The organism is Amycolatopsis sp. NPDC052450 (genome assembly GCF_044547565.1).
Lineage (GTDB): Bacteria > Actinomycetota > Actinomycetes > Mycobacteriales > Pseudonocardiaceae > Amycolatopsis.
On sequence record NZ_JBIUAQ010000016.1, the window covers coordinates 49769 to 70995 of the forward strand.

Genomic DNA, 21227 nt, shown 5'->3' on the forward strand with positions numbered 1-21227 from the left:
GGACCGACGCGGCCTGCTGACCGCCATGTGCGCCTGTGTCGTACTCGTGGTCGGGATGGTCGCCGCCATCAACCTCGCCGTCCCGATGCTGGCCGCGAGCGACCTCCACCCGTCCGCGTCGGCGCTGATCTGGATCGTCGACACCTACGTCGTCTTCTTCGCCTGCCTCGTGATCCCCGGCGGCGCGGCGGGCGACCGCTTCGGCCGCAAGGGGGTCCTGCTCGCCGGCCTGGCCCTGTTCGCGATCGGCGCGCTGCTGTCGGCGATCGCGCCGAACGTGCCGATCCTGCTGGCGGGCCGGGCTGTCACCGGGATCGGGGCCGCCGCGGTGCTGCCCAACACGCTCGCCGTGCTGCTGCACGCCGTACCCGCCGAGCGCAAGGGCGTGACGATCGCGACCTGGGCGTCGATGACCGGGATCGGCGGTGTCGTGGGAAACGCCGGCGGTGGCGCGCTGCTGGCGGGCGGATCGTGGCGCTGGTTGTTCGCGGCCGTCGTCCCGCTCACCGTCGTGCTCGCCGCGTTCGTCGCCCGGATCGCGCCGGTGTCCCCTCGGAACGACCGGCCGCTCAGCCTCCTCGGCGCCGCCCTCCTCGTCGGCGCGTCGGTCGCGTTGTTACTCGGCATCGTCGAAGGGCCCGAAGAGGGTTGGGGAAGCCCGATCGTCCTGGCCGGATTCGCCGGCGCGGTCCTGCTGTTCACCTTGTGGACGGTCGTCGAACTGAGGGCCCGGCACCCACTGCTCGATCCCCGGTTGTTCCGTGTGCCCGCGCTGCGCAGTGCCTGTCTCGGCATGACCACGATCTTCTTCGGGATGTTCGCGCTGTTCTACGTCAACGCGTCCTTCCTCCAGTACGGCAAGGGTTTCGATGTCCTGCTGACCGGGCTCGGGATCATCCCGCTGACCGTCCCGGTCATCCTCGGCGCGCGGCACGTCGGCAGGCTCGTCCGCCGCGTCGGCGTCGACGCCACGGTCGCCATCGCGTTCGTCTTCTGCGGCTGCGGCCTCATCGGACTGTCCACAAGCGACAGTTCGACGCCGTACCCGGTGTACGCGGCCTGGCTCGTGGTGACCGGTATCGGTGTCACGCTGGCCCTTCCGACGCTGTCCGCCGCGATCTCCGGTTCGCTGCCGCCCGCACAGGCCGGTGTCGGCGCCGGACTTCAGGCCACCACCCGCGAATTCGGCAGCGCACTCGGCGTCACCGTCATCGGCACCGTTCTCACCGGACGCTTCGTGGCCGCGCTTCCGCCGGACATCCACGCCGAGCACGATCCGCACACCGTCGCGCAGGCGCTGGCCGTCACCGCGCCCGGCCGCGCGCCCGAAGTGGTCTCCGCGTTCGTCACCGGCGCGAGCACGGCCCTCCGGGTGATCGGCGTGAGCGTGCTCGTCCTCGGGGCGCTCGTCGTCCTGCAGTCCCGTCTTTCCCGTGATACCAAGTAAAAGGAGTACTCCCATGCACGTATTCGTCACCGGGGCGACCGGCTGGATCGGCTCGGCCGTCGTGGACGAGTTGCTCGACGCCGGCCACGAGGTCACCGGCCTCGCCCGGTCGGAGGCTTCCGCGGCCGCGCTGGAGCGGAAGGGCGCGAGGATTCGGCGCGGCGACCTGGACGACCTCGACGGCCTCCGCGCGGGCGCCGAAGAGGCCGAGGCCGTCATCCACCTGGCGAACAAACACGACTGGGGCAACCCCGCCGAATCCAACCGGGCCGAGCGGGCCGCCGTCCAGACCTTCGCGGACGCTTTGACCGGGACGTGCCGGGCTTTCGTGCTCGCCGCCGGACTCTCGACCCTGGCCAAGGGCAGGCCCGCCACCGAAAGCGACCTCTCCCCCGCCATCGGCCCCGGCACCCATCGGGGCGGTAGCGAGAACCTCGCGCTCGAGTACGCCGAGAAAGGTATGCGGGTGATCAGTGCCCGCTTCGCACCGTCGGTGCACGGCGTGGGCGATCACGGTTTCGTCTCCGCCCTCGTCGCGGCGGCCCGCGAACACGGCGTGTCCGGCTACCTCGGTGACGGCACCGCCTCCTGGGCCGCCGTGCACCGCACCGACGCGGCCCGGCTCGTCCGGCTGGGCCTGGAAGGCGCGCCCACCGGCTCGCTGCTGCACGCCGTCGCCGAGGAAGCCGTCACGACACGGGAAATCGCCGAGGCCGTCGGACGGATGCTCGACGTCCCGGTGGTTTCCGTGGCACCGGAGAAGGCAGGCGAACACTTCGGTTTCGTCGGCCGGTTCTTCGCGCTGGACATGTCCGCGTCCAGTGATCGAACCCGCGAACTCCTCAAGTGGACGCCGTACGGACCGAGCCTCGCCGAGGACATCGAAGCCGGCGCGTACGCCTGATCGAAAGGAACCACCATGTCCGAAGTGACCGCTTTCATGCTGGTGAAGACCACGCCGGAATGGCTCGGCCTCACCGTCGAGCAACGGGTGGAGGCCTTCAAGACCGAGGTGCTCCCGGCGATCGAGAGCAAGGTGAAAGGAGTCCGGTCCCGGTTCTTCGACACCGAGTTCTACTCCGCGCGAGTGACCGATGTGTGGGTCTGGGAGGCCGAGGACCACCACTCGTACCAACTGCTCATCGAGGCGCTGCGCGAGACGCCGTTCTGGGACCGGTATTTCGAGGTCGTCGACCTTCTGGTCGGCGTCGAGAACGCATACGCCACGAACTACGGGTTGGACGCCTACGCGAGCGTCAACGTCTGAAGCCGGTGGGCGCGTCCCGCCGGTAGCCCACCACGAGACGGCCTCCGACGCCGTCGAGGACATCGGCGGCGACCCGCCGCAGCAAGTCCGGATCCGCCGCGCACACGACCTGCCGGTAACCGAGCAGAAGTTCCCGGCTGGTCTCGGGATCGGCTTCCCGGAGGCGTCTGAGCAACCACTTGCCGTGCGAACACCATCTCCGCCGCACGACAAGGATCAGCTCGGCCACCGCGACCAGCAGCCTGTCGGCGATGAAGACGAGTTCGTCGGGATCATCCGCGCCGGCGAGATCATCCAGCTGGCCGGTGAGCTCGTAGCGGCGATCTTCCAGCTCGGCACGGGAAAGCGGAGGAGGCCCGGCACGCAACCGCGTCAGGGCTTCCTCCTGCGTCCGGCGGCCCGAACCGTTCCTGTCCAGCAGTACGACGCCTTCGCCGCACATGTGCAACAAGGGCGAGCGCCGGTCCGACGTCTCCCGCTCGACGAACTCGTCGTAGGACTCCGCGGTGTGGCAGAACCACTCCACCGGCAGGTCCGCGTGCTCGGTCGTCTCGCGGTACGGCGCGAGCGGGCCCTCGAGGAATACGACGATGTCGAGATCCGAGAACGGTGTCCGACGCATGGTGTTCGCGCTGCCGCCCAGAAACGCGGCGCGCGCGTCGGGGAAGCGAGCGGTGACGAGATCACAGGCGGTGCGAACGGGATCCATCGTCCCAGCATGCCCCAGCGAGCGGCTCCCGATCCCGGTCAACGGTGGGCGGCCAGGTACACCGGCGGCCGCGACCTTGGCCGTAGCCGGTGCCCTGGTTACCCACCCGGGTCACCCGGACGAGAATCCCGTCCGGGTGATCCGGCCTCCCCGCCGGAACCCTAGGCCGGGATGTTCGGGACCGGTCCCCGGACGCCACGAAGGCCACCGCCGCGACGGTGGCCTTCGTGTTCACGAGCCCAGGATCAGGCAGTGGTTTCGAACGGCTGGACGTTCGGCTGGAACACCTGGCCGTTGGCCGGGACCTTCAGATCGATCAGGTAGTCGGCCGTCACCTTGTCCACCCCGAGCGAGTCGCCAAGGATGCAGTGCCCGAAGGCATCGACCGAGAGCAGCCGGGCGTTCCCCAGCTGGTCGGCCATCCGCTTCGAGAACAGGTACTGGGTCGCCGGGTCGTAGTAGTTGCCGACGACCAGGACCGGGGTGTCGGTCTTGGCCTGCCACGGGCCGCGGTAGACGTCCGGCTTCTTCACCGGCCACACCGGGCAGCCTGCCACATCCGAGAACGCCTGGTAGCGACCGAAAGTGGGCGATTCCTTCTCCCACTTCGCGGCGATCTCCGGGACCTTCTCCTGCTTGATCGTGATCTTCTTGTCGGAGCAGTTCACGGCGAAGTAGGAGTCGTCGCCGACGTACGGGCTGTCCGGGTTCGCGTCCGCACGCCCGTTCGCTCCCGACCGCAGCACCTTCAGCTCGACGGCCCGTGCCGTCTGCGCCTGCGCCGCCGGCGGGTGGACGACGTTGTACAGCGCCTGCAGGTCGTCGGCCAGCGGCGGGAACGACGTCGGCGAGTACAGCACCCCGGCCACCGTGCTGGTGAACGCGTTGATGTCGTAGTTGCTCCCGTCCGGCAGCTTGATCGGCTGCTGGCGCAGGTGATCGCGGATCTCGTCGAACTTCTCCCGCGGCGTGCCCGGGCTGAAGGAGCACTTCGGCCCGACCTGCGCGCACTTACGCAGGAAGGCGTCCAGCGCGATCTCGAACCCGCGAGCGCGCTCGCGGTCGTACTGCACGCCGTCGCTGGTGCGCAGTGCCGGGTCGACGTTGCCGTCGATGACGATCGCGCGGCTCTGCTTCGGGAACATCGACGTGTACGTCGACCCGATCAAGGTGCCGTACGAGAAGCCGACGAAGGTCAGCTTCTGGTCGCCGACGGCGGCCCGCATCTTGTCGAGGTCACGCACGACGTCCTTGGTGGACATGTGGTTCAGCAGCGCGCCGGCGTTGTTCTTGCAGAACTGGCCGTAGTCGCGGTACGACGCGAGCGTGCCGGAGATCTCCTGCCGCGACAACGGCACGGGGATCTGCGCGGCGAAGACGTCGTTCGCGTCCTCCTGCGTGGTGAAGCATTTGAGCGGGTTGCTGGCGCCGACCCCGCGCGGGTCGAACCCGATCAGGTCGAACCGGTCGAGCACCTGCGGCTGGAAGTAGTTCACCGCACCGATAGGCATCCGGAATCCGGAGCCACCGGGGCCGCCCGGGTTGAGGAACAGCGAACCGACCTTCTTGTCGGGCGTCTTCGCCGCCCGCTTCAGCATCGCGATGTCGATGGTGCCGAGCGCCGCGTTGTCGTGGTCGATCGGCACGCGATACCGCGCGCAGCTGTAGAACTTGACCTGGTCGGCGGGAACACCGCGGATCTGGTCCGCTGTGCAGGCACCCCAGGTCACCGGCGCCGTCGCACCGACTTGGGCGGCCGGCGTCCCGGCTTCCGGTGCGGCGACCGCCGTCCCGGACGCACCGGTCAACGCGGCGCCGGCCACGAGTGCCCCTACCAGTGCGAAACCGCGCACCGGCCTCCTTGTGGATCTCGGCAAAACGACTCCTCCCTCGGCTGGCGACGTGACGGACACGTCGCACCATGCGCCGCCGACGTCACGGCGCGTAACACCAAGCGAGCCTCGCACAAGCCGGTAACCCAGTCACCGGCCGAAAGGATGGTACGAACCTATCGAGTGGTGGTCTTCAGCTCGAAAATCGGTAACACACGGCGAGCGGCGTGGGCTTCCATGGAGTAACCGGGCCAGAAGTCCAGCAGCAGTTTCCACATCGCTTCGTACTCCTCACCGAGGAGTTCCCTGGCCCTGACCGGGATCTCCTTGCCTGCCAGTGCGACGACCGCGTCCGGACGCGCGCGCAGATTGTGTGTCCACGCGGGATCGTTCGGTCTCCCCCAATTGGAGCCGACGAGCACGAAATCCTCCCCGTGCGGGAAGTACAGAAGGTTGGTAGCGCGGGACAGCCCGCTCTTGCGGCCGATCGTGGTCAGCCGCAAGGAAGGGAGCCCGGCCAGCGCGACCAGGCTCACCTTCCCTTTGAACAGGCGGTGGAGTCTCTTGTCCACCCAGATGATCCCGCCCGCGAGCCCCATCAGCCACGGTTTCGTGCCGAGCGCGCGGGCGAGCGACGTGAGAGGGTTAGCCACGGACAGATCTTGCCAGGCTCACGCCGAACCGCGATTCCGAGTCCGTCCACCATTTCTCCACCGAGAACCCGGCTTCGGCCAGTTCCGCGGCGATTCCCTCCCGCCGGAACTTCGCGGAGATCTCCGTGCGCACGTACTCGCCCTCGGCGAACTTCACCCGCAGGTCCGCACCGGGGATGTGGATGGTCAGCGGCTCACGGGCACGCAGGCGCATTTCGATCCATTCGTTCTCCTCGTCCCAATACGAGACGTGGTCGAAGGCGGCCGGATCGAAGTTCGCGCCGAGGCCGTTGTTGATCACGTGGAGCATGTTGCGGTTGAACTCGGCGGTGACCCCGGCCGCGTCGTCGTAGGCACGCTCCAGCGTTTCCCTGTCCTTCACCAGGTCCGTCCCGAGCAGGAGCCACTCCCCTTCGTCGAGCACCTCGCGGACCGAGCGCAGGAAGGTGGCGCGATCGGCGGGGAGGAAGTTGCCGATCGTGCCACCGAGGAAGACCACCAGCCGCGGCCGGTCACCCGGCAGCAGGTCGAGATGCCGCGTGAAGTCGCCGACCACGCCACGGACTTCGAGGGACGGGTAGTCGGCCGTGATGGCTTCCGCGGCTTCGGCGAGCGCGGTTTCGGAGACGTCGAGCGGGACGAACTCCTTCAAGGTGCCGTGGTTCGTCAGCGCGTCGAGCAGGAGCCTGGTCTTCTCACTCGATCCGGAGCCGAGTTCGACCAGGGTGTGCGCGCCCGAGCTTTCGGCTATCTCACCACCGCGCGCGGCGAGCACCTCCCGTTCGCTGCGGGTCGGGTAGTACTCGGGAAGGGCGGTGATCTTCTCGAACAGTTCGCTGCCGCGCGCGTCGTAGAACCATTTGGGCGACAGCCATTTCTGGTCCGCTTCCAGGCCGGCGCGGACGTCCGCGCGCAGCTGCTCGGTGATGTCCGATTCGCTGTGGTGTACGTCGAGGTCGACTTCGGTCATCGTGCCTCAGGGCTCCGATCGGCTTCGAGGGCGGCGTTTTCTTGAAGGGCGATGATGTCCACGCCCGCGCCGGTCACCCGGACGGCGTGGTGGTCGGGAACGGGAATCCAGCCGGGATCGTCGTCACACGGTTCCGACGCGACGAGCACACCGTCGCCGGTGTCCAGATAGCACAGGGAATGCGTCCACGCGGTACCGATGAGCGTCCGGCCGTCGGTCAGCAGGAGGTTGAGCCGTGAACCCGGCCCCGCCTCCTCGACCACTTCGGTCAGCCAGGTGACGGCCGCGAGCGGGTCTTCACCCGCCTCGAGCCGCTCACGCAGCAAAGCCCACAGCAGTACCGAATCCGTGGTCGCCTCCAGGGTCAGCAGGCGGGTGATCGGTAGTTTCGCGGCGAGCTCGGCCACCGAATCCGGCCAGCCCCTCACCAGCCCGTTGTGGCTGAAGAGGTAGCCGCCGCCGGTGAACGGCGCGTTCGCCGCCTCGACGACGGGCATCCCCGTCGTACCGTTCCGGACCGCGGCCATGAAGGCGTGCGACCGGACCGATCCGGCCAGCGCGGGCAGGTCACCGTCCGTCCACAAGGGAGCGGACCGGCGCAGCCGCAGCGGTTCGGGACCTTCGGCGTACCAGCCGAGGCCGTACCCGTCCGCGTTGACGGAGCCGCCGCCCCGCATGTCATCGGGGGCGTAGGACTGCACGAGCAGTGAATGAGGGGCGTGAAAGAGCGTCTCGGCGGGCGAACGCGGCTCGCCGAGATACGCGAGGTGACGGCACATGCCGCTCAGGCCACCTCGCTCGGCCGCGCGTCCCGGGCACAGCGGAACCCGGAGAAGATCTGCCGCCGGATCGGGTGATCCCAGTTGCGGAACGTGCCGCGGATGGCCGCCGCGTCCGTGCCGAACGAGCCACCGCGCAGGACCCGGTAGTCCCCGCCGAAGAACACCTCCGAATACTCCTTGTACGGGAACGCGGAGAATCCCGGATACGCCTCGAACCCGCTGCTGGTCCACTCCCAGACGTCGCCGATCAGCTGGTGCACACCCAGCGGCGAGGCCCCCGCCGGATATGCGCCTGCCTCCGCGGGCCGCAGGTGCCGCTGCCCGAGGTTGGCGTGGTCGGGGCCGGGTTCCTCGTCGCCCCAGGGGAACCGGCGCGAACGGCCGGTCACCGGGTCGAACCGGGCGGCCTTCTCCCACTCCGGTTCCGTCGGCAGCCGCCGTCCGGCCCAGGCGGCGTACGCCTCGGCCTCGTGGAAGGAGACGTGGACGACGGGTTCCGCCGCGGGCGCTTTCTCGTAGACGCCGAACCGCGTCCGCCACCAGCCGTCCTGTTCCCGCTTCCAGAAGCGAGGCGCGTCGATGCCGTGCTCGCTGCGGTACGCCCAGCCTCGTTGACTCCACCACTTCGGGTCTTGGTAGCCCCCGGAGTCGAGGAACTCGGCGTACGCCCCGCAGGTGACCGGAGTGGTGTCGATGAAGAACGCCTCCACCGCGACCTCGTGCGCGGGGCGCTCGTTGTCCAGCGCCCACGGTTCGGCTGAGGTGCCCATGGTGAAAGCGCCACCGGGCACGAACACCTCCGCGGGCAACGGCCCCGACCTCGACGGTGGCGGGGCGGGCGCGTGCAGCACCGGATCACCCTTGCGAAGCTGGTGCGTGGCCAGCATCGTCTCGTCGTGCTGCTGCTCGTGCTGGGTGATCATGCCGAAGGCGAAAGCGTCCTCGGTGAGCCGCCTGCCTTGCAGTGGAACGGTTTCCAGGATGTCGAAGGACTTCTCCCTGACCTCGCGGACGTATTTGCGGGCTTCCTCCGGGCCCAGCAGCGGCAGCGCCGGACGATCCGCGCGGGCGTGCTGGAACGCGTCGTAGATGTCGTCGATGTCGGGCCGGAGCGCCTCGCGGCCGCCGACGTCGCGCACCAGCCAGAGTTCCTCCTGGCTGCCGATGTGCGCGAGGTCCCAGACCAGCGGCGACATCAGTTTCGAATGCTGGCGGACCAGCTCTTCGTCATCGACGTCCGTCAACGCGACACTGCGCTCGCGGGCCCTGGTGAGCGCCTCGGCCGCGTGGGCCCGCAGGTCTTGCGGGCTCAGCGCGCGAAGCGGGTTGGTCTCGGTGCTTTCCACGCTCATGACTGGTGGCTCCTCGAACCGCGCACGAGGGACTGCACGCCCTCGCTGATCTCTGTGATGGTCTCCGGCGGCAGACCGGTCACGCCGAGTTCGGCACAGCCGAGGTCCACCACCTCGCTCGCCACGGCGGCGATCGCCCGGTCGGCAAGGCCGAACCGGGCCGCGCATTCCCATCGGCCCGCGACCGGTTCGCACAGTTCGAGCACTCTGTCCACTGTGGACGGGCGGGCGAGAAGTGCGGCCAGCAGCGCCACCGGATGCAGCCACTTGGCGGCGGGCTGGGCGTCCAGGTAGCGGATCTCCAGATACCCCTGTGGGCGGACCGGGGTGAAGAAGGTCGTCAGGTGATAGGCGAGGTCGTCCTCGGTCGGCCTGCCGAGACGGGCCGCTTCGCCCCGTCCGTCGATCCAGTCGGCGAAGGTCAGGGAATCCGGCGCGTCCCAGTGGCCGTCACGGCCGGGCAGGACCATCAGCGGGGTGTCCAGGATCCTGCGTGCCCACTCCCCCGCCGGATCCATCGTCGGCTCCGCCGAGCGGGTGCGGACGTTTTCCGTTTCCATCACGGCCAGCCAGCGCGCGGACGCGTGGCCGGTGTCGCGTCCGGCATGGACCCGGGAGTTGGCGAAGGTGGCCAGCAAGGGCGGACCCAGCGCGTGGACGGCGGCCCACCGGTCGGCGAGGTCGCCTGCTTCACCGGTGTCCACGCAGACCTGCAGGCCGGCGGTGCTGCACATCATCGTCGCGCCCCCGGTGCCCATGGGGGCGAAGCGGCGTTCCATCGCGGCGTAGCGCGGTGTGCCCAGTTTGCGGACAGGGGCGCGATGCCTGTCTATCCCGGAATCACCCAGGCACAGGCCTCGGGCGGCGAGAAGATTTTCGAGGTGGGCCAGATCGGCCGAGACGACGGCGTCCAGGTGGCGCAGCGTGGTCTGTGGTTGAGCGGAGATCTCCACCTGACATCCGGGCTCGAGGCTCAGCGGCGAACCTGCCGGAAGCGGGAGGGCGGGGCTGTCGGGGCTCAGTGTCCGCGGGGTGTGCGGGCCGAGCGCGGTGGCGAGATCGTCGGGGTCGAGAGGCCGGGCGGGCTCGTCGGCGTAGTGCACGGTGAATTCCAGCTCCACGCCGAGAAGTCTCGGTGGCCCGTGCTTGAAGCACACGGAAGCCACATACGCCTCGCCCTCGGCGCGGTCCGAGAGGACCTTCGCCGTCGCGTTCGACGCGCTCCCGGACTTCTCGGGGAAATCATGAACAGTAGTCATCTTTCCGCCGTCCAGTCGGTTGTCCGATCAGTGAGAAAACCTTGACTTCGGACGCTACACGCGAGGTCCGACAAAATCAGTCCGGTTCTCGCCGGGCAGGATCGGCGGCCCAGCTCAGGACGGGATGAATCAGGGCAAAGCGGGCTCGGTGCCCAGGCCCAGCGCCGCGGCCGCGGCGCGGACCGCCTCGATCACCAGCTGCAAGGCGGGCCGCCGTTTCGAAGTCGTCCGGTAGGCGATCGAAACCGTCCGGAGCAACGGTGTCGTCAACGCGACGACGTCGATCCCCGGCGGCCGGAGGCGGAGCCCGAGATCCGAAACGAGGGTCACCCCGAGTCCGGCGCGGACCATCGCCATCGCCGTGGACTGTTCTTCGACCTCGTGGTTGATCTTGGGTTCGAACCCGTGGCGATGGCAGGCGGTGCGCACGGCACGGCCGAAGTGGCTCTTCGGGCTGGCGAGGATCCACGGATGTTCGGCCAGTTCGAGCAGGGACGCGCTGCCGGTGGGAACGGCGCCGGCGGGCACCGCGGCGTGCAGCCGTTCGACCGCGATCACCGCGCGTTCCAGACCCGCGTCCCATGGCATCGGCGCGTCGGAGTAGTCGATCACGAACGACAGGTCCAGCTCGCCGTCCCGCACCGCGTCGGCGGTGTCCTCGGGCGCCAGCTCGCGGGTCCGGACCTGGATCCCCGGATGCTCGCCCGCGAGCGCGGTCAGCGCGTGCGGCAGCAGGCCCGAAGCGACCGACGCCCACACCCCGGCCATGAGCCGGACGGAAACGGTCTCCTGCGCCTCTTCCAGCGCCAGCGTCGCCCGCTCGACCGAACTCAAGATCTCCTCGGCGTGCTCGGTGAGCAGCAACCCCAGTTCCGTCAGCTGCACCCGCCTGCCGAACCGTTCGAACAGCTTCGCGCCCACGTCCCGCTCCAACTGCGCCAACTGCTGCGACACCGCCGAAGCGGTGTAATGCAGCGAAGCAGCGGCCGCCGTGACTGTGCCGCGCCTGCTCAACTCGCGGAGCATCCTCAGGCGGTGCAACGAAAGCTCCATGAGCCCAACGTAATCGGGTGCGGTCGTGCATGCCGGGTGACGCGTTACACCAGTTTCTCTGCACGTCATCGTTCAGATTCGGTAAATGGACGCCCGTGCCCGGCAGGGCGCACCCTCGGAAGTGGCGCAGGACGACCCCGAATCCCCGAAGGAGGTGGCCGCATGGCCGCGAGGAACGCCGAACCGCTGATGAGGCTGATCTGGACCGACCCCGTCACCGGTGCCACCGGCTACCTCGTTGTGCACACCCTGGTCTCCGGTATCGCGACCGGCGGGACCCGGATGCGCGCGGGCTGCACGATGTCCGAGGTCGAGGACCTGGCGAGGGGGATGGCGAACAAGACCGCGACCTTCGGCCTGCCGGTCGGCGGGGCCAAGGGCGGCATCGACTTCGATCCGAAGGACGAACGCGCTTTCGGTGTGCTGGAACGGTTCTGCTCGTTCCTGCGGCCGTGGATCGACAACCACTGGGTGACCGCCGAGGATCTCGGCGTCCCGCAGCACCTGATCGACGAGGTGTTCGCGAAACTGGGGCTGGAGCAGTCGTACCACGCCGCGATCCGTCGTTCGGCCGATCCGGCGCACACCCTTCGCCGCGTTCAGGCCGGGTTGAACACCCCGGTCCCCGGCGGACTCCTGCTCGGCGACGTGATCGGCGGCTACGGTGTCGCACAGTCCTGTCTTGGCGTCGCCGACGCGTGGGAGTGGCCGGTCGCGAAGACCACGGTCGCCGTCCAGGGCATCGGCACGATGGGCGGGGGCGCGGCCTGGTACCTGCACGAAGCCGGCATGACCGTCGTCGCGGTCGCCGACGCCGCCGGGACGCTGTACCGGCCCGGAGGCCTCGACATCCCGGCGCTGCTGGAGCTGCGCGACTCCTACGGCGAGATCGACCGCGGCCGGCTCCCCGCCGACGTCCAACTGCTCCCCCGTGAAGAGATCGTGTCGACGGAGGCCGACATCTTCGTCCCGGCGGCGATCTCCTACGCGCTGCGTGCCGGGAACCAGGGCCTGGTCAAGGCGAAGGTCGTCATCGAGGCGGCCAACGCGGCGACCACACCCGACGCCGAAGCCGGTCTGGCGGCCCGTGGCATCCCGGTGATCCCGGACTTCGTCGCCAACGCCGGCGCGGCCGCGTGGGCCTGGTGGCTGTTGCTCGGCGAGGTCGGCGCCGATCCCGCCGACTCGTTCCTGCGGCTGCGCACCGAAATGCGGGCGAAGGTGGCGCTGCTGCTGAGTTCCTGGAACCTCGACCGGATCGCCCCGCGCACCACCGGCCTGCGGCTCGCCGAAACCACCCGTTCGGACGCCTTCGCCACCCCTGAAGCCACCCCTGCCCTGGTGATCCCCTGACAATGCGCGTGAAGGCCCCTTCCCTCGGCTGAGCCGAGGGAAGGGGCCTTCACGCGCGATCAGCGACTCAGGAGGCGAAGCGGTCCGTCGCGCCGACGAGGACCTCGCGCATCGGCTCGTCCTGGGTGCTGTGGCCGACCTCGTCGACGACCACCAGCTCACTGCCCGGCCACGCGTGCGCCAGTTCCCACGGGGTACCGACGAGATTGCTCAAGTCGAGGCTCCCTTCGGCGAGCACGGCTGGGATGTGGGCCAGTTTCCCGGCCTCCCGCAGGACAACACCTTCGTCCAAAAAGGACCCTTGGCTCCAGTAGTGCGTCACCAGCCTCGCGAACGCGAGCCGGAACTCCGGCGTCTCGAAGCTCTTGTACGGCGGGGAAGTCGGGATGATCGCGTCCTCCCAGGTACACCAGTCGGCCGCCGCCTTGCCGTGCACCGCCGGATCCGGGTCCATCAGCAACTTGAGATACGCCGCGGCCAGGTCGCCGTCGCGGTCCTCTTCGGGGACGCCGTCGCGGAACTTGGCCCAGGCTTCGGGGAAGACGCCGCCGAGGCCGCGGGTGAGCAGGTCGGTCTCGCTCCGGCGCCCGGTGGCCAAGCCCATGAGGACCATCTCCGAGACCCGGTCCGGATACCGTTCGGCGTAGACCAGCGCGAGCACCGAACCCCAGGAACCGCCGAAGAGCAGCCACTTCTCGATGCCCAGATGCTCGCGAAGCCGTTCCATGTCGGCGAGCAGGTGGTCGGTGGTGTTGGCGGAGAGGTCGGCCTCGGGCTCGCCCGCGTGTGGCGTGCTCCGGCCGCAGCCACGCTGGTCGAACAGCACGACGCGGTACTTGGCCGGGTCGAAGTAGCGGCGCAGACCGGCGCTGCAGCCCGTCCCCGGGCCGCCGTGCAGCGTGACGGCGGGTTTGCCGCCGGGATTTCCGCAGACCTCCCAGTACACGAGGTGCCCGTCGCCGACGTCGAGCATCCCGTGGTCGTACGGTTCGATTTCCGGATACAGCCGTGTCACTTCTCGTCCTCCCAGACCCCGCCCGGAATACAACAGTGCTGTCACAATAACCGGGTCCGGTGCCTGGGGGCGCGTGCTTTGAGTACATGAAGGCCCCCTTCCTTGCGTCTGGCGCGAGGAAGGGGGCCTTCATGTACTTGCCTAGCCGGGCAGGGTCCCGGAGACGTGCCGGAGCGCGTCGGCCAGTTCCGGCGGACCGGCCGGTCCGATGTGGACCACCGCGTCCTTGCCTTGCCCGATCGTGTAGCTGAGGTACCGGCCCCAGTCGGTGTCGGCGAAGTGGAGCGGATCCTCGACCGCGACGTGCCTGCCGACTTCGTCCCGTTTGCCGACGTAAAGCTCGCCGCTTCCCTCGACCGGCCGCTGCACCAGGCTCACGATGTCCGCGACCACCGGCGGCAGCGAATGCGTGTCCGGATTGCGCCGTGCCGCCTCTTCGAGCTCGTACGCGCGGACCGTGCGAAGCCTGCCGCCACCCGCGGGAACGGGCGGCAACTGCTCGATCAGCGTTTCGGGCAGCCGACGGCGGTCGATCTCCTGGAGTCCGACCCAGTCGCCGGACGCCACCGCCAGGACCGCTTGCAGTCCCAGCGAGGCGGCGAGAACGCCGTAGGTCTCGCCGCCGGTGTTCACCCAGCCGTAGTACTCGATGGCCGGTTTCGTGAGCACCGGAAGCCAGTCCAGGAAGTCGACCGACGCGCGGCCGCTCGAATCCAGCAGCCCGGCCTGCGCCAACGCCGCTTGCACTCGCTTGTCCGCCTCCGCGCGGGCCGTCCTGGACAGCCAGCGCGGCTCGGGGCGCAGCGTGATGTGCAGGTCGCCGACGCGTTCGCGTTCGGCGAGCACCGCCAAGGCTTCGACCGGGACGTCCACCCGGCCTGTTCTGACGGTCATCCGCTACTCGCCGATGACCGGCGGACTGGTCCGCTGGTCGGTGCCGAAGATCGCGTCGGGGTCGGCCTCGATCAGGTAGTCGGGACGCTGGTGCTCGTCGTCCTCGTCACCGTCGGCACGCCTGCCGCCTGCCCCCATCGGGCCCATCTGACCGGCGCCACCGCGGCCGGCGCCACCACGACCACCGGCCACGTCGGCGCCACCCAAGCCGCCGAGACCGCCCATGCCGGAGCCCCTGCCCGCGCCAAGTCCGCCGGAACCCGGTCCACCGGGACCACCCGCGCGGCCACCGGTGCCACCCTCGCCACCGAGGAGCCTGCCCGCCGCGCTGTTGGGCCCGGGAACGTTGCGTCCGCTGGTGCCGCCGGGCGGGTTCTGCCCGGGGCCACCGCCCGGGTTGTAGTTCTGGCCCGGCCCGTTCGGGAGGCCGATGACGTTGTCCGGGTCACCGGGTCCGCGGCCGGGGTTCCTGCCCGGGATCTCGGTCGTCGGCCCCGGCTTGCCCCGGCCGCCACCTGACGGCAGCGTCGTGTCCCCGGTACCCGGCTTCCGCGTCGGCGTCGTGATGTTGGTGTCGCCGCCCGGCTTGTCCCTCGGGTTCACCGGACGATCGTCGGTCGAGCCCGGCTTGGTCTGGTTCTGATCGGTGCCCGGCTTGTTCTGGTTCTGGTTGGTGCCGTTGTCGTCCGTGCCGCTGGTGTCGGTGCCGTCGTTGTCGTCCCCGCCGCCGTTCCTGCCGGGCTTCACCGGGATGACCGGCGGCGGCTTGATCGGGGGCGGACCGTCATCGACCTTGATGCTGACGTTCGCACCGTCGTTCTTCAGCACGCCGTAATCGGTGGGCAGGCTGGAACTCGTGCTGCTGGTGACCGAGTCGTACTGGTCCATCACGCGGACGTTGTTCTGGTTCGCCGCCTCGTGCTTCGCGACGCCCTCTTGGTAGTTCTTGATGTCGTTGTTGACCATGAACGGCCCGGCGAACGGAATCGCGCCCTTCAGGCCGGTGGTCCAGGGGTTGGGCTTGTCCGGCTTCGGCGGCACGGGGACGACGGACGACCCCGAATCGTCGAAGCTGTCGGCCTGCATGGTGACCGAAGCCTTCGTGGTGAACAGCGGGTCCGCCGTCTCCTTGAAAGCTTGCTCGAGCGGGCCGGCCCCGGCGTTCGCGGCGTCGGCGCCGGACCCCGTCCAGGAGGACGCCATCCGCGTCTGCAGCGATTTGATGGCCATACCGCGCTCGACATACGCGTCGGAAAGCTCCGCGACACGATCGGCCGCGCTACGCAGGTTGCGGGTGTCGCCCTGAGTGAAGTTCTCGTAGATCTGTTTGCCGTCCACCCTCATGCCCCCTTGAGTGTCTTGATCACGGCCGACGCGAATTTCCGCGCGGTTCCGCACGAATCCTGTTCGTTGTCAAAGCCTTTGGCGAGGGTGCTGATCGTCAGATCGTCGGCGACGCCCACCGCAAGATCGCAGTTACCGCTCGCTCGCCGGTCCTGCAGGCCGAAATAGACGGTCGGATAGCCATCGACGTCAGGGCCGGGCTCCAGGAACCGCAACTGCCCGGCATTCTTCGCCTTGTGCAGACCGGCAAGACCGCCCATGCCCTTTTCACGGTTACCGCTGCCGAGGATGAGCTGCAGACCGTCCGCCTTGCCTCGAATATGCCAGCTGCAAGCGGGGTTGCTGGTGTCGTTGCTCGCCTCGCCGGGTTCTGTGAACCCCAGTTCCGCGGCAGCGGCCGGTGGAAGCAGCTTGCAGGCGTCACCGACGTACGCCGAGGCGTCCAGCGGATCCGCCACCTTCGGGACGTTCGGGTCCTCCGGCGCGGTCGACGAAGCCGACGACGGCACCGTTCCCGGGGTCGGCGTCGGCGTACCTGGTGTCTCCCCCGTGCAACCGGCGACCGCGACGGAAACGAGCACGAGCACCGCCACCGCGGCGCGATTCCTCAACACGTTCGGCATCCTCAGGTCGTGCGCATGGTGTTGGCCGCGTCGGTCGCCATGGTCTTCGAACGCGCGAGCTCGAGCTTGGCGATGTAGCCCTCGATGTAGGCCTTCATCGAGTCGTTCTGCTTCTGCAGGGACAGCAGGGAGTCGATACCGGAGTTCACATAGCTTGAGCTGGCTTCGTCCTGCCCCGGCGGCATCAGGTCTTGCATGATCCGCTCGATCTTGTCGCCGTCTTTCACGACCTTCTCCAGCTCGTCCTGCCACAGCCCGATGACGGTCTTCAGCTCCTCGGGGCTCATCTCGAACCCGCCGCCACCGCCGCCGCCACCGCCGTAAACGGTCGGCTCCTTCGGCGTGGTGAGGTCACCCCAGACGGCCTTGATCGCGCTCGCGGCGTCTTCGATGATGTTCACGCCCGCACCTTCCCCTCAGCATTCACGCACCGTGACGGACAAAGCGTAGCCAAGCGACGGACGGCGTGTCAGCCGATCCGGCCGAGTAGTCGGACGTGTTGCGAAACCGTCCGGTTCCCCGGCCGGCCGGGGAACCCGCGAACTGGTCACAGTACGTACGTACGGATTGCTTAACCGGGTTCCCGGTGACAGGATTCCAGGATGCCACGGGTCAGCCAGGATCACCTCGACGCACGCCGGCGCCAGATCCTCGACGGCTCCCGCGTGTGCTTCGCACGTTATGGCTACGAGGGTGCCACCGTCCGGCGGTTGGAGGAAGCCACCGGCCTTTCCCGCGGTGCGATCTTCCACCATTTCCGCGACAAGGAGTCCCTCTTCCTCGCTTTGGCGGAGGACGACGCGGTCCGCATGGCCGACATCGTCGCCGAGCAGGGTCTCGTCCAGGTGATGCGTGAGCTGCTGACGAACCGCAGCGAGCATCCCGCCGACTGGCTCGGCACGCGGCTGGAGGTCTCCCGGCGGCTGCGCACCGACCCCGAGTTCCGTGCCCGCTGGGCCGAGCGGTCCCATCAGCTGACCGCCGCGACCCGGCGCCGTCTGCTGCGCCAGCGCGACGCCGGGATCCTGCGCGACGACGTCGACGTCGACGTCCTGACCGCGTATCTCGAGCTCGTCCTCGAAGGACTCGTCTCGCACCTCGCGATGGGCCAGCCGGGTGACGATCTCGGTCCGGTGCTCGACCTGGTGGAGGAGAGCGTGCGGCGGCACCGCGCCCACGCGGCCGGGGGAACGCGTTAAGATTGTCCTATCGCCGCAGTACAGCGGCGGTATTCGTTGGTTTCGATCGAGGAGTGACTCTTTTCGTGCGCGACGCGCAGTCACCTGGTGACAGTATCGAGCCGGGTGGCACACCCGGCTGTTCCGCGGACTTTCCCGCCGACCCCGTCGGCAGGAAATGATGGAAGTCCTGCTCGCCGTTCTCGGCATTCTCCTGTTCCTCCTGCTGACGGTCGGCACCGGCCTCGCCGTCGCGGCCGAGTTCTCCCTCACCGCGCTCGAGCGCAGCACGGTCGACGCGAACGTCCGCCAGGTCGGCGACCGGCGCGCGCACACCGTGCAGAAGGCGCACCGCACGCTCTCGTTCCAGCTCTCCGGCGCGCAGGTGGCGATCACCATCACCACCCTGATCACCGGTTATCTCGCGGAACCGGTGATCGGTGACCTGCTGCATCCGCTGTTCACCGCCGTCGGCTTCTCCGAAGGCGTGGCGAACGGCGTGTCGCTGGCCGTCGCGCTGATCCTGGCGACGTCGCTGTCGATGATCCTCGGCGAAATGATGCCGAAGAACCTCGCGATCGCCCGGCCGCTGCAGACCGCGCGGGCCGTCGCGGGGTACCACTCGCGGTTCTCGTCTCTGTTCCGCTGGCTCATCACGCTGATGAACAACAGCGCCAACTTCCTCGTCCGCAAGTTCGGCGTCGAGCCGCAGGAAGAACTGCGCTCGGCCCGTTCTCCGCAGGAGCTGGGCTCGATCGTGCGCTCCAGCGCGGAAAGCGGCACGCTCGACACGTCGACCGCCGAACTGCTGGACAAGTCGCTGCGCTTCGGCGAGCGGACGGCGGACGAGCTGATGACCCCGCGCGTGCAGCTCGAGTCGCTGACCGTGGACGACACGATCTCCGATCTCATCGAGATCTCGCGCCGCACCGGCTTCTCGCGTTTCCCGGTCTACACCGAGGATCTCGACGACGTGCAGGGTGCGGTGCACATCAAGCAGGCGTTCACCGTCCCGGCCGCCCAGCGTGCCACGGTGCGGATCGGTTCGGTCATGCGGCCGATCCCGACAGTGCCCGAATCCCTGCCGGGCGACTCGCTGCTCAACCGGTTGCGTGATTCCCGGTTCCAGCTCGCGATCGTCGTCGACGAATACGGCGGCACCGCGGGGTTGGTGACGCTGGAGGACGTGGTCGAGGAGATCATCGGCGACGTCCGCGATGAGCACGACGAGCGAGAAGCGCCGTCCTCGCAGCAGGTCGGCACCGACAACTGGCTCGTTTCGGGACAGCTTCGCGCCGACGAGGTCACCGACGAGACCGGATTCCGGATGCCCGACGGCGACTACGAGACCATCGCCGGCCTGATCCTCGAGCGGCTCGGCCGGATCCCCTCCCCCGGCGACGCCACCGAGCTCGACGCCTGGCGGCTCACGGTGACCAAAATGGACCGTCTCCGCATCGCCGAGGTCGAAGTCCGCCGGGTCAGCGAGACCGCCACCTCCGCCGAGCAGGAGCCCGCCCGATGAGCGACTGGTTCAACATCTTCCTCGTCGTGGTCCTGCTGCTGGCCAACGCGTTCTTCGTCGGTGCCGAATTCGCGCTGATCTCTTCGCGGCGCGACAGGCTGGAAGCCTTGCTGGAGCAGGGAAAGACGCGTGCCCGGATCGTCATCAACGCGAGCAAGAACGTCTCGCTGATGCTCGCGGGCGCGCAGCTCGGCATCACGATCTGCTCGCTGCTGCTGGGGCGGCTCGGTGAGCCCGCCATCGCACACCAGCTGGCCGGATTCTTCGAACTGTTCGGGATTCCGGAGGTGCTGCTGCACCCGATCTCGTTCGCGATCGCGCTGGCGTTCATCACCGTCCTGCACGTCCTCGTCGGCGAGATGGTGCCGAAGAACCTGGCGATCGCCGAGCCCGAACGGCTGGCGCTGTGGCTGGTCCCGATCCACGTGGCCTGGGTGAAGCTCGCCAACCCGTTCATCTGGCTGCTGAACTTCGTGGCGAACTCGCTGCTGCGGCTGTTCAAGGTCGAGCCGAAGGACGAGCTCGAAACCGCCTACACCTCCGACGAACTCGCCGAACTGCTCAGCGAGTCGCGGCGCGAAGGACTGTTGGAGCACTCCGAGCACCAGCGGCTGAGCAAGACGCTCTCTTCGGTGGAGAAGACCGTGGCGGACGTCCTGGTCCCGACTGCGCAACTGACCACGCTGCCCTGCTCGCCCACGCTGGGCGACGTCGAGCGCGCGGTGTCCTCCACCGGGTTCTCGCGCTTCCCGGTGTGCACCGACGACGGGACGCTGACCGGCTACATCCACGTGAAGGACATTCTCGACCTCGTGGGCGAGGACCCAGGCACCGTGGTGCCGCCGGACAAGACGCGGACGCTGACCGAACTGCACGCCGACGCCCGGCTGGACGAGGCGCTTTCGGCGATGCGCAAGGAAGGCAGTCACCTGGCGCGGGCGCTGAGCCCGGCGGGGGCCACCGTGGGCGTCGTCACGCTGGAGGACCTCGTCGAGGAATACGTGGGAACTGTCCGCGACGGTACCCACGTCATGTCATGACCGGTCCGATCGTTCTTCCCGAGCCCGTCTGGCGGGCTCGGGAAGACGGCCACGTCACGCGGATGCGGCGCTGGACGACACCGCACCAGCGCCGCCGCTCCCGGGGCGAAAAGCATCCGGTGCTCGACTTCCTCTTCACCTACTACTCGCACCGGCCCGGGCATGTCGAGCGCTGGCAGCCGGGCGCGGGTGTCCTGCTCGAAGGCGCGTCCGCGCGCCGGTTCCTGGAGCGGAAGGGTTATCTGGAGACGCCGGACGGAGTCATGCTCGATCCGGCGGGCTTCACCGATGGCCGGGCCAAGACCGCCGAATTCGTCCTCGGACTGCTTTCCGCGACGGCGTCCCGCTCGCCGAGACTCAGTTGTTTCGGGCTTCACGAATGGGCAATGGTTTACCGGGAATCGGCGGATGAGGTTCGTCACTCACAACTTCCGCTCCGGCTCGGTTCGGCGGGAACGGACGGCGTCGTCGAGTCGCTGGAGATCCGGTGCGGACATTTCGACGCTTTTCGGTTCTTCACCGAACCCGCCCGGCCGCGCAACACGCTGCGGCCGGAGCGGGAGAACCAGATCGAGTTCGAGCAGCCGGGCTGCCTGCACGCCAACATGGACCTGTTCAAGTGGGCGTACAAACTCGACCCGTTCGTGCCCGCCGAGCTGGTCGGGGACTGCTTCGAACTGGCGGCGGACATCCGTGAGCTGGACATGCGGGCCAGCCCGTACGATCTGGCGTCGTTCGGGTACTCGCCCGTGCGGATCGAGACCCCGGAGGGCCGGGCCGAGTACGCCCGCGCGCAGGCCGGTTTCGCCCGCCGGGCCGCGCCGCTGCGTGAGCACCTGATAGCGCATTGCCAACGGCTCCTGACCGAGTTAAAGAAGGCGCCCGCGACACGCGGAAAACAACTGTGAGTTGCCGCATTCCCCGTAACATC

The 21227-nt window shown here is 68.7% G+C and carries 21 protein-coding genes; 8 read left to right on the top strand and 13 right to left on the bottom strand.

Annotation, left to right across the window (positions count from 1 at the left end; all coding sequences use genetic code 11):
* The first annotated feature begins 25 nt into the window (after positions 1-25).
* Genes ACIHAO_RS25090 through ACIHAO_RS25100 form a run of 3 tightly spaced genes read left to right on the top strand, consistent with a single transcriptional unit; the run spans position 26 to position 2714 of the window.
* Positions 26-1447 (top strand): MFS transporter, encoded by a 1422-nt coding sequence (locus ACIHAO_RS25090; protein WP_396561860.1) that lies wholly within the window; start codon positions 26-28, stop codon positions 1445-1447.
* Positions 1448-1460: 13 nt separating this feature from the next.
* The gene (locus ACIHAO_RS25095) at positions 1461-2351 is read left to right on the top strand and encodes an SDR family oxidoreductase (protein ID WP_396561654.1); all 891 of its coding nucleotides are present in this window, start codon (positions 1461-1463) and stop codon (positions 2349-2351) included.
* Between the two features lie 15 nt (positions 2352-2366).
* Positions 2367-2714 (top strand): darcynin family protein, encoded by a 348-nt coding sequence (locus ACIHAO_RS25100; RefSeq protein WP_396561656.1) that lies wholly within the window; start codon positions 2367-2369, stop codon positions 2712-2714.
* On the opposite strand, the gene ACIHAO_RS25105 is transcribed toward ACIHAO_RS25100, so the two are convergent.
* From ACIHAO_RS25105 to ACIHAO_RS25140, 8 genes are all read right to left on the bottom strand, one after another.
* On the bottom strand, positions 2704-3423 hold the full coding sequence (locus ACIHAO_RS25105; RefSeq protein ID WP_396561658.1) for a nucleotidyltransferase domain-containing protein: 720 nt from the start codon (positions 3421-3423) through the stop codon (positions 2704-2706). The genes ACIHAO_RS25100 and ACIHAO_RS25105 overlap by 11 nt on opposite strands.
* Positions 3424-3668: 245 nt before the next feature.
* The gene (locus tag ACIHAO_RS25110) at positions 3669-5276 is read right to left on the bottom strand and encodes an alpha/beta hydrolase (RefSeq protein ID WP_396561660.1); all 1608 of its coding nucleotides are present in this window, start codon (positions 5274-5276) and stop codon (positions 3669-3671) included.
* Positions 5277-5431: 155 nt separating this feature from the next.
* Positions 5432-5854, bottom strand: a complete 423-nt coding sequence (locus ACIHAO_RS25115) for a nitroreductase family deazaflavin-dependent oxidoreductase (RefSeq protein WP_396561862.1) — start codon at positions 5852-5854, stop codon at positions 5432-5434.
* A gap of 46 nt (positions 5855-5900) precedes the next feature.
* On the bottom strand, positions 5901-6878 hold the full coding sequence (gene egtD, locus ACIHAO_RS25120) for an L-histidine N(alpha)-methyltransferase (RefSeq protein ID WP_396561662.1): 978 nt from the start codon (positions 6876-6878) through the stop codon (positions 5901-5903).
* Positions 6875-7657: an ergothioneine biosynthesis protein EgtC gene (gene egtC / locus ACIHAO_RS25125; protein ID WP_396561664.1), complete on the bottom strand. Its 783-nt coding sequence runs from the start codon at positions 7655-7657 to the stop codon at positions 6875-6877. The genes egtD and egtC overlap by 4 nt, the downstream gene beginning before the upstream one ends.
* Before the next feature lie 5 nt (positions 7658-7662).
* A complete protein-coding gene (gene egtB, locus ACIHAO_RS25130) occupies positions 7663-9012 on the bottom strand; it encodes an ergothioneine biosynthesis protein EgtB (protein WP_396561666.1) in 1350 nt (449 codons plus the stop codon).
* Positions 9009-10271 carry a glutamate-cysteine ligase family protein gene (locus ACIHAO_RS25135; protein ID WP_396561668.1) on the bottom strand — a complete coding sequence of 421 codons (1263 nt, stop codon included), beginning with the start codon at positions 10269-10271 and terminating at the stop codon, positions 9009-9011. The genes egtB and ACIHAO_RS25135 overlap by 4 nt, the downstream gene beginning before the upstream one ends.
* A 129-nt stretch (positions 10272-10400) precedes the next feature.
* Positions 10401-11324 carry a LysR family transcriptional regulator gene (locus ACIHAO_RS25140; RefSeq protein WP_396561670.1) on the bottom strand — a complete coding sequence of 308 codons (924 nt, stop codon included), beginning with the start codon at positions 11322-11324 and terminating at the stop codon, positions 10401-10403.
* Positions 11325-11486: 162 nt separating this feature from the next.
* Between ACIHAO_RS25140 and ACIHAO_RS25145 the strand changes: the two genes are divergently transcribed.
* Positions 11487-12677 (top strand): Glu/Leu/Phe/Val dehydrogenase dimerization domain-containing protein, encoded by a 1191-nt coding sequence (locus ACIHAO_RS25145; protein ID WP_396561672.1) that lies wholly within the window; start codon positions 11487-11489, stop codon positions 12675-12677.
* Between the two features lie 67 nt (positions 12678-12744).
* On the opposite strand, the gene pip is transcribed toward ACIHAO_RS25145, so the two are convergent.
* From pip to ACIHAO_RS25170, 5 genes are all read right to left on the bottom strand, one after another.
* Positions 12745-13692, bottom strand: a complete 948-nt coding sequence (pip, locus tag ACIHAO_RS25150; protein WP_396561674.1) for a prolyl aminopeptidase — start codon at positions 13690-13692, stop codon at positions 12745-12747.
* A gap of 141 nt (positions 13693-13833) precedes the next feature.
* Complete coding sequence (locus tag ACIHAO_RS25155; protein ID WP_396561864.1) at positions 13834-14565, bottom strand: ESX secretion-associated protein EspG; 732 nt, start codon at positions 14563-14565, stop codon at positions 13834-13836.
* Positions 14566-14589: 24 nt separating this feature from the next.
* Positions 14590-15930 (bottom strand): hypothetical protein, encoded by a 1341-nt coding sequence (locus ACIHAO_RS25160; protein ID WP_396561676.1) that lies wholly within the window; start codon positions 15928-15930, stop codon positions 14590-14592.
* Positions 15927-16553 (bottom strand): DUF3558 domain-containing protein, encoded by a 627-nt coding sequence (locus ACIHAO_RS25165; protein WP_396561678.1) that lies wholly within the window; start codon positions 16551-16553, stop codon positions 15927-15929. Before ACIHAO_RS25165 ends, ACIHAO_RS25160 begins: the two co-directional genes overlap by 4 nt.
* Before the next feature lie 2 nt (positions 16554-16555).
* Positions 16556-16954: a hypothetical protein gene (locus tag ACIHAO_RS25170; protein ID WP_396561680.1), complete on the bottom strand. Its 399-nt coding sequence runs from the start codon at positions 16952-16954 to the stop codon at positions 16556-16558.
* Between the two features lie 201 nt (positions 16955-17155).
* On the opposite strand from ACIHAO_RS25170, the gene ACIHAO_RS25175 reads away from it, so the two are divergent.
* From ACIHAO_RS25175 to ACIHAO_RS25190, 4 genes are all read left to right on the top strand, one after another.
* Complete coding sequence (locus ACIHAO_RS25175; RefSeq protein WP_125678272.1) at positions 17156-17752, top strand: TetR/AcrR family transcriptional regulator; 597 nt, start codon at positions 17156-17158, stop codon at positions 17750-17752.
* A 157-nt stretch (positions 17753-17909) separates the two neighbouring features.
* Positions 17910-19256: a hemolysin family protein gene (locus tag ACIHAO_RS25180; RefSeq protein WP_396561683.1), complete on the top strand. Its 1347-nt coding sequence runs from the start codon at positions 17910-17912 to the stop codon at positions 19254-19256.
* Positions 19253-20296: a hemolysin family protein gene (locus ACIHAO_RS25185; RefSeq protein WP_396561685.1), complete on the top strand. Its 1044-nt coding sequence runs from the start codon at positions 19253-19255 to the stop codon at positions 20294-20296. The genes ACIHAO_RS25180 and ACIHAO_RS25185 overlap by 4 nt, the downstream gene beginning before the upstream one ends.
* Positions 20293-21204, top strand: a complete 912-nt coding sequence (locus ACIHAO_RS25190) for a 3-methyladenine DNA glycosylase (protein WP_396561687.1) — start codon at positions 20293-20295, stop codon at positions 21202-21204. The genes ACIHAO_RS25185 and ACIHAO_RS25190 overlap by 4 nt, the downstream gene beginning before the upstream one ends.
* The last annotated feature ends 23 nt before the right edge of the window (positions 21205-21227 follow it).

Excerpts from the sequence above, each read along its gene's own strand:
- ACIHAO_RS25135 (WP_396561668.1), bottom strand. The coding sequence starts at position 10,271 with ATGACTACTGTTCATGATTTCCCCGAGAAGTCCGGGAGCGCGTCGAAC.
- egtD (WP_396561662.1), bottom strand. The coding sequence starts at position 6,878 with ATGACCGAAGTCGACCTCGACGTACACCACAGCGAATCGGACATCACC.
- ACIHAO_RS25100 (WP_396561656.1), top strand. The coding sequence starts at position 2,367 with ATGTCCGAAGTGACCGCTTTCATGCTGGTGAAGACCACGCCGGAATGG.
- ACIHAO_RS25145 (WP_396561672.1), top strand. The coding sequence starts at position 11,487 with ATGGCCGCGAGGAACGCCGAACCGCTGATGAGGCTGATCTGGACCGAC.
- ACIHAO_RS25175 (WP_125678272.1), top strand. The coding sequence starts at position 17,156 with ATGCCACGGGTCAGCCAGGATCACCTCGACGCACGCCGGCGCCAGATC.
- ACIHAO_RS25180 (WP_396561683.1), top strand. The coding sequence starts at position 17,910 with ATGATGGAAGTCCTGCTCGCCGTTCTCGGCATTCTCCTGTTCCTCCTG.
- ACIHAO_RS25140 (WP_396561670.1), bottom strand. The coding sequence starts at position 11,324 with ATGGAGCTTTCGTTGCACCGCCTGAGGATGCTCCGCGAGTTGAGCAGG.
- egtC (WP_396561664.1), bottom strand. The coding sequence starts at position 7,657 with ATGTGCCGTCACCTCGCGTATCTCGGCGAGCCGCGTTCGCCCGCCGAG.
- egtB (WP_396561666.1), bottom strand. The coding sequence starts at position 9,012 with ATGAGCGTGGAAAGCACCGAGACCAACCCGCTTCGCGCGCTGAGCCCG.
- ACIHAO_RS25105 (WP_396561658.1), bottom strand. The coding sequence starts at position 3,423 with ATGGATCCCGTTCGCACCGCCTGTGATCTCGTCACCGCTCGCTTCCCC.
- ACIHAO_RS25165 (WP_396561678.1), bottom strand. The coding sequence starts at position 16,553 with ATGCCGAACGTGTTGAGGAATCGCGCCGCGGTGGCGGTGCTCGTGCTC.
- ACIHAO_RS25095 (WP_396561654.1), top strand. The coding sequence starts at position 1,461 with ATGCACGTATTCGTCACCGGGGCGACCGGCTGGATCGGCTCGGCCGTC.
- ACIHAO_RS25185 (WP_396561685.1), top strand. The coding sequence starts at position 19,253 with ATGAGCGACTGGTTCAACATCTTCCTCGTCGTGGTCCTGCTGCTGGCC.
- ACIHAO_RS25115 (WP_396561862.1), bottom strand. The coding sequence starts at position 5,854 with ATGGGGCTCGCGGGCGGGATCATCTGGGTGGACAAGAGACTCCACCGC.
- ACIHAO_RS25090 (WP_396561860.1), top strand. The coding sequence starts at position 26 with ATGTGCGCCTGTGTCGTACTCGTGGTCGGGATGGTCGCCGCCATCAAC.
- ACIHAO_RS25190 (WP_396561687.1), top strand. The coding sequence starts at position 20,293 with ATGACCGGTCCGATCGTTCTTCCCGAGCCCGTCTGGCGGGCTCGGGAA.
- ACIHAO_RS25160 (WP_396561676.1), bottom strand. The coding sequence starts at position 15,930 with ATGAGGGTGGACGGCAAACAGATCTACGAGAACTTCACTCAGGGCGAC.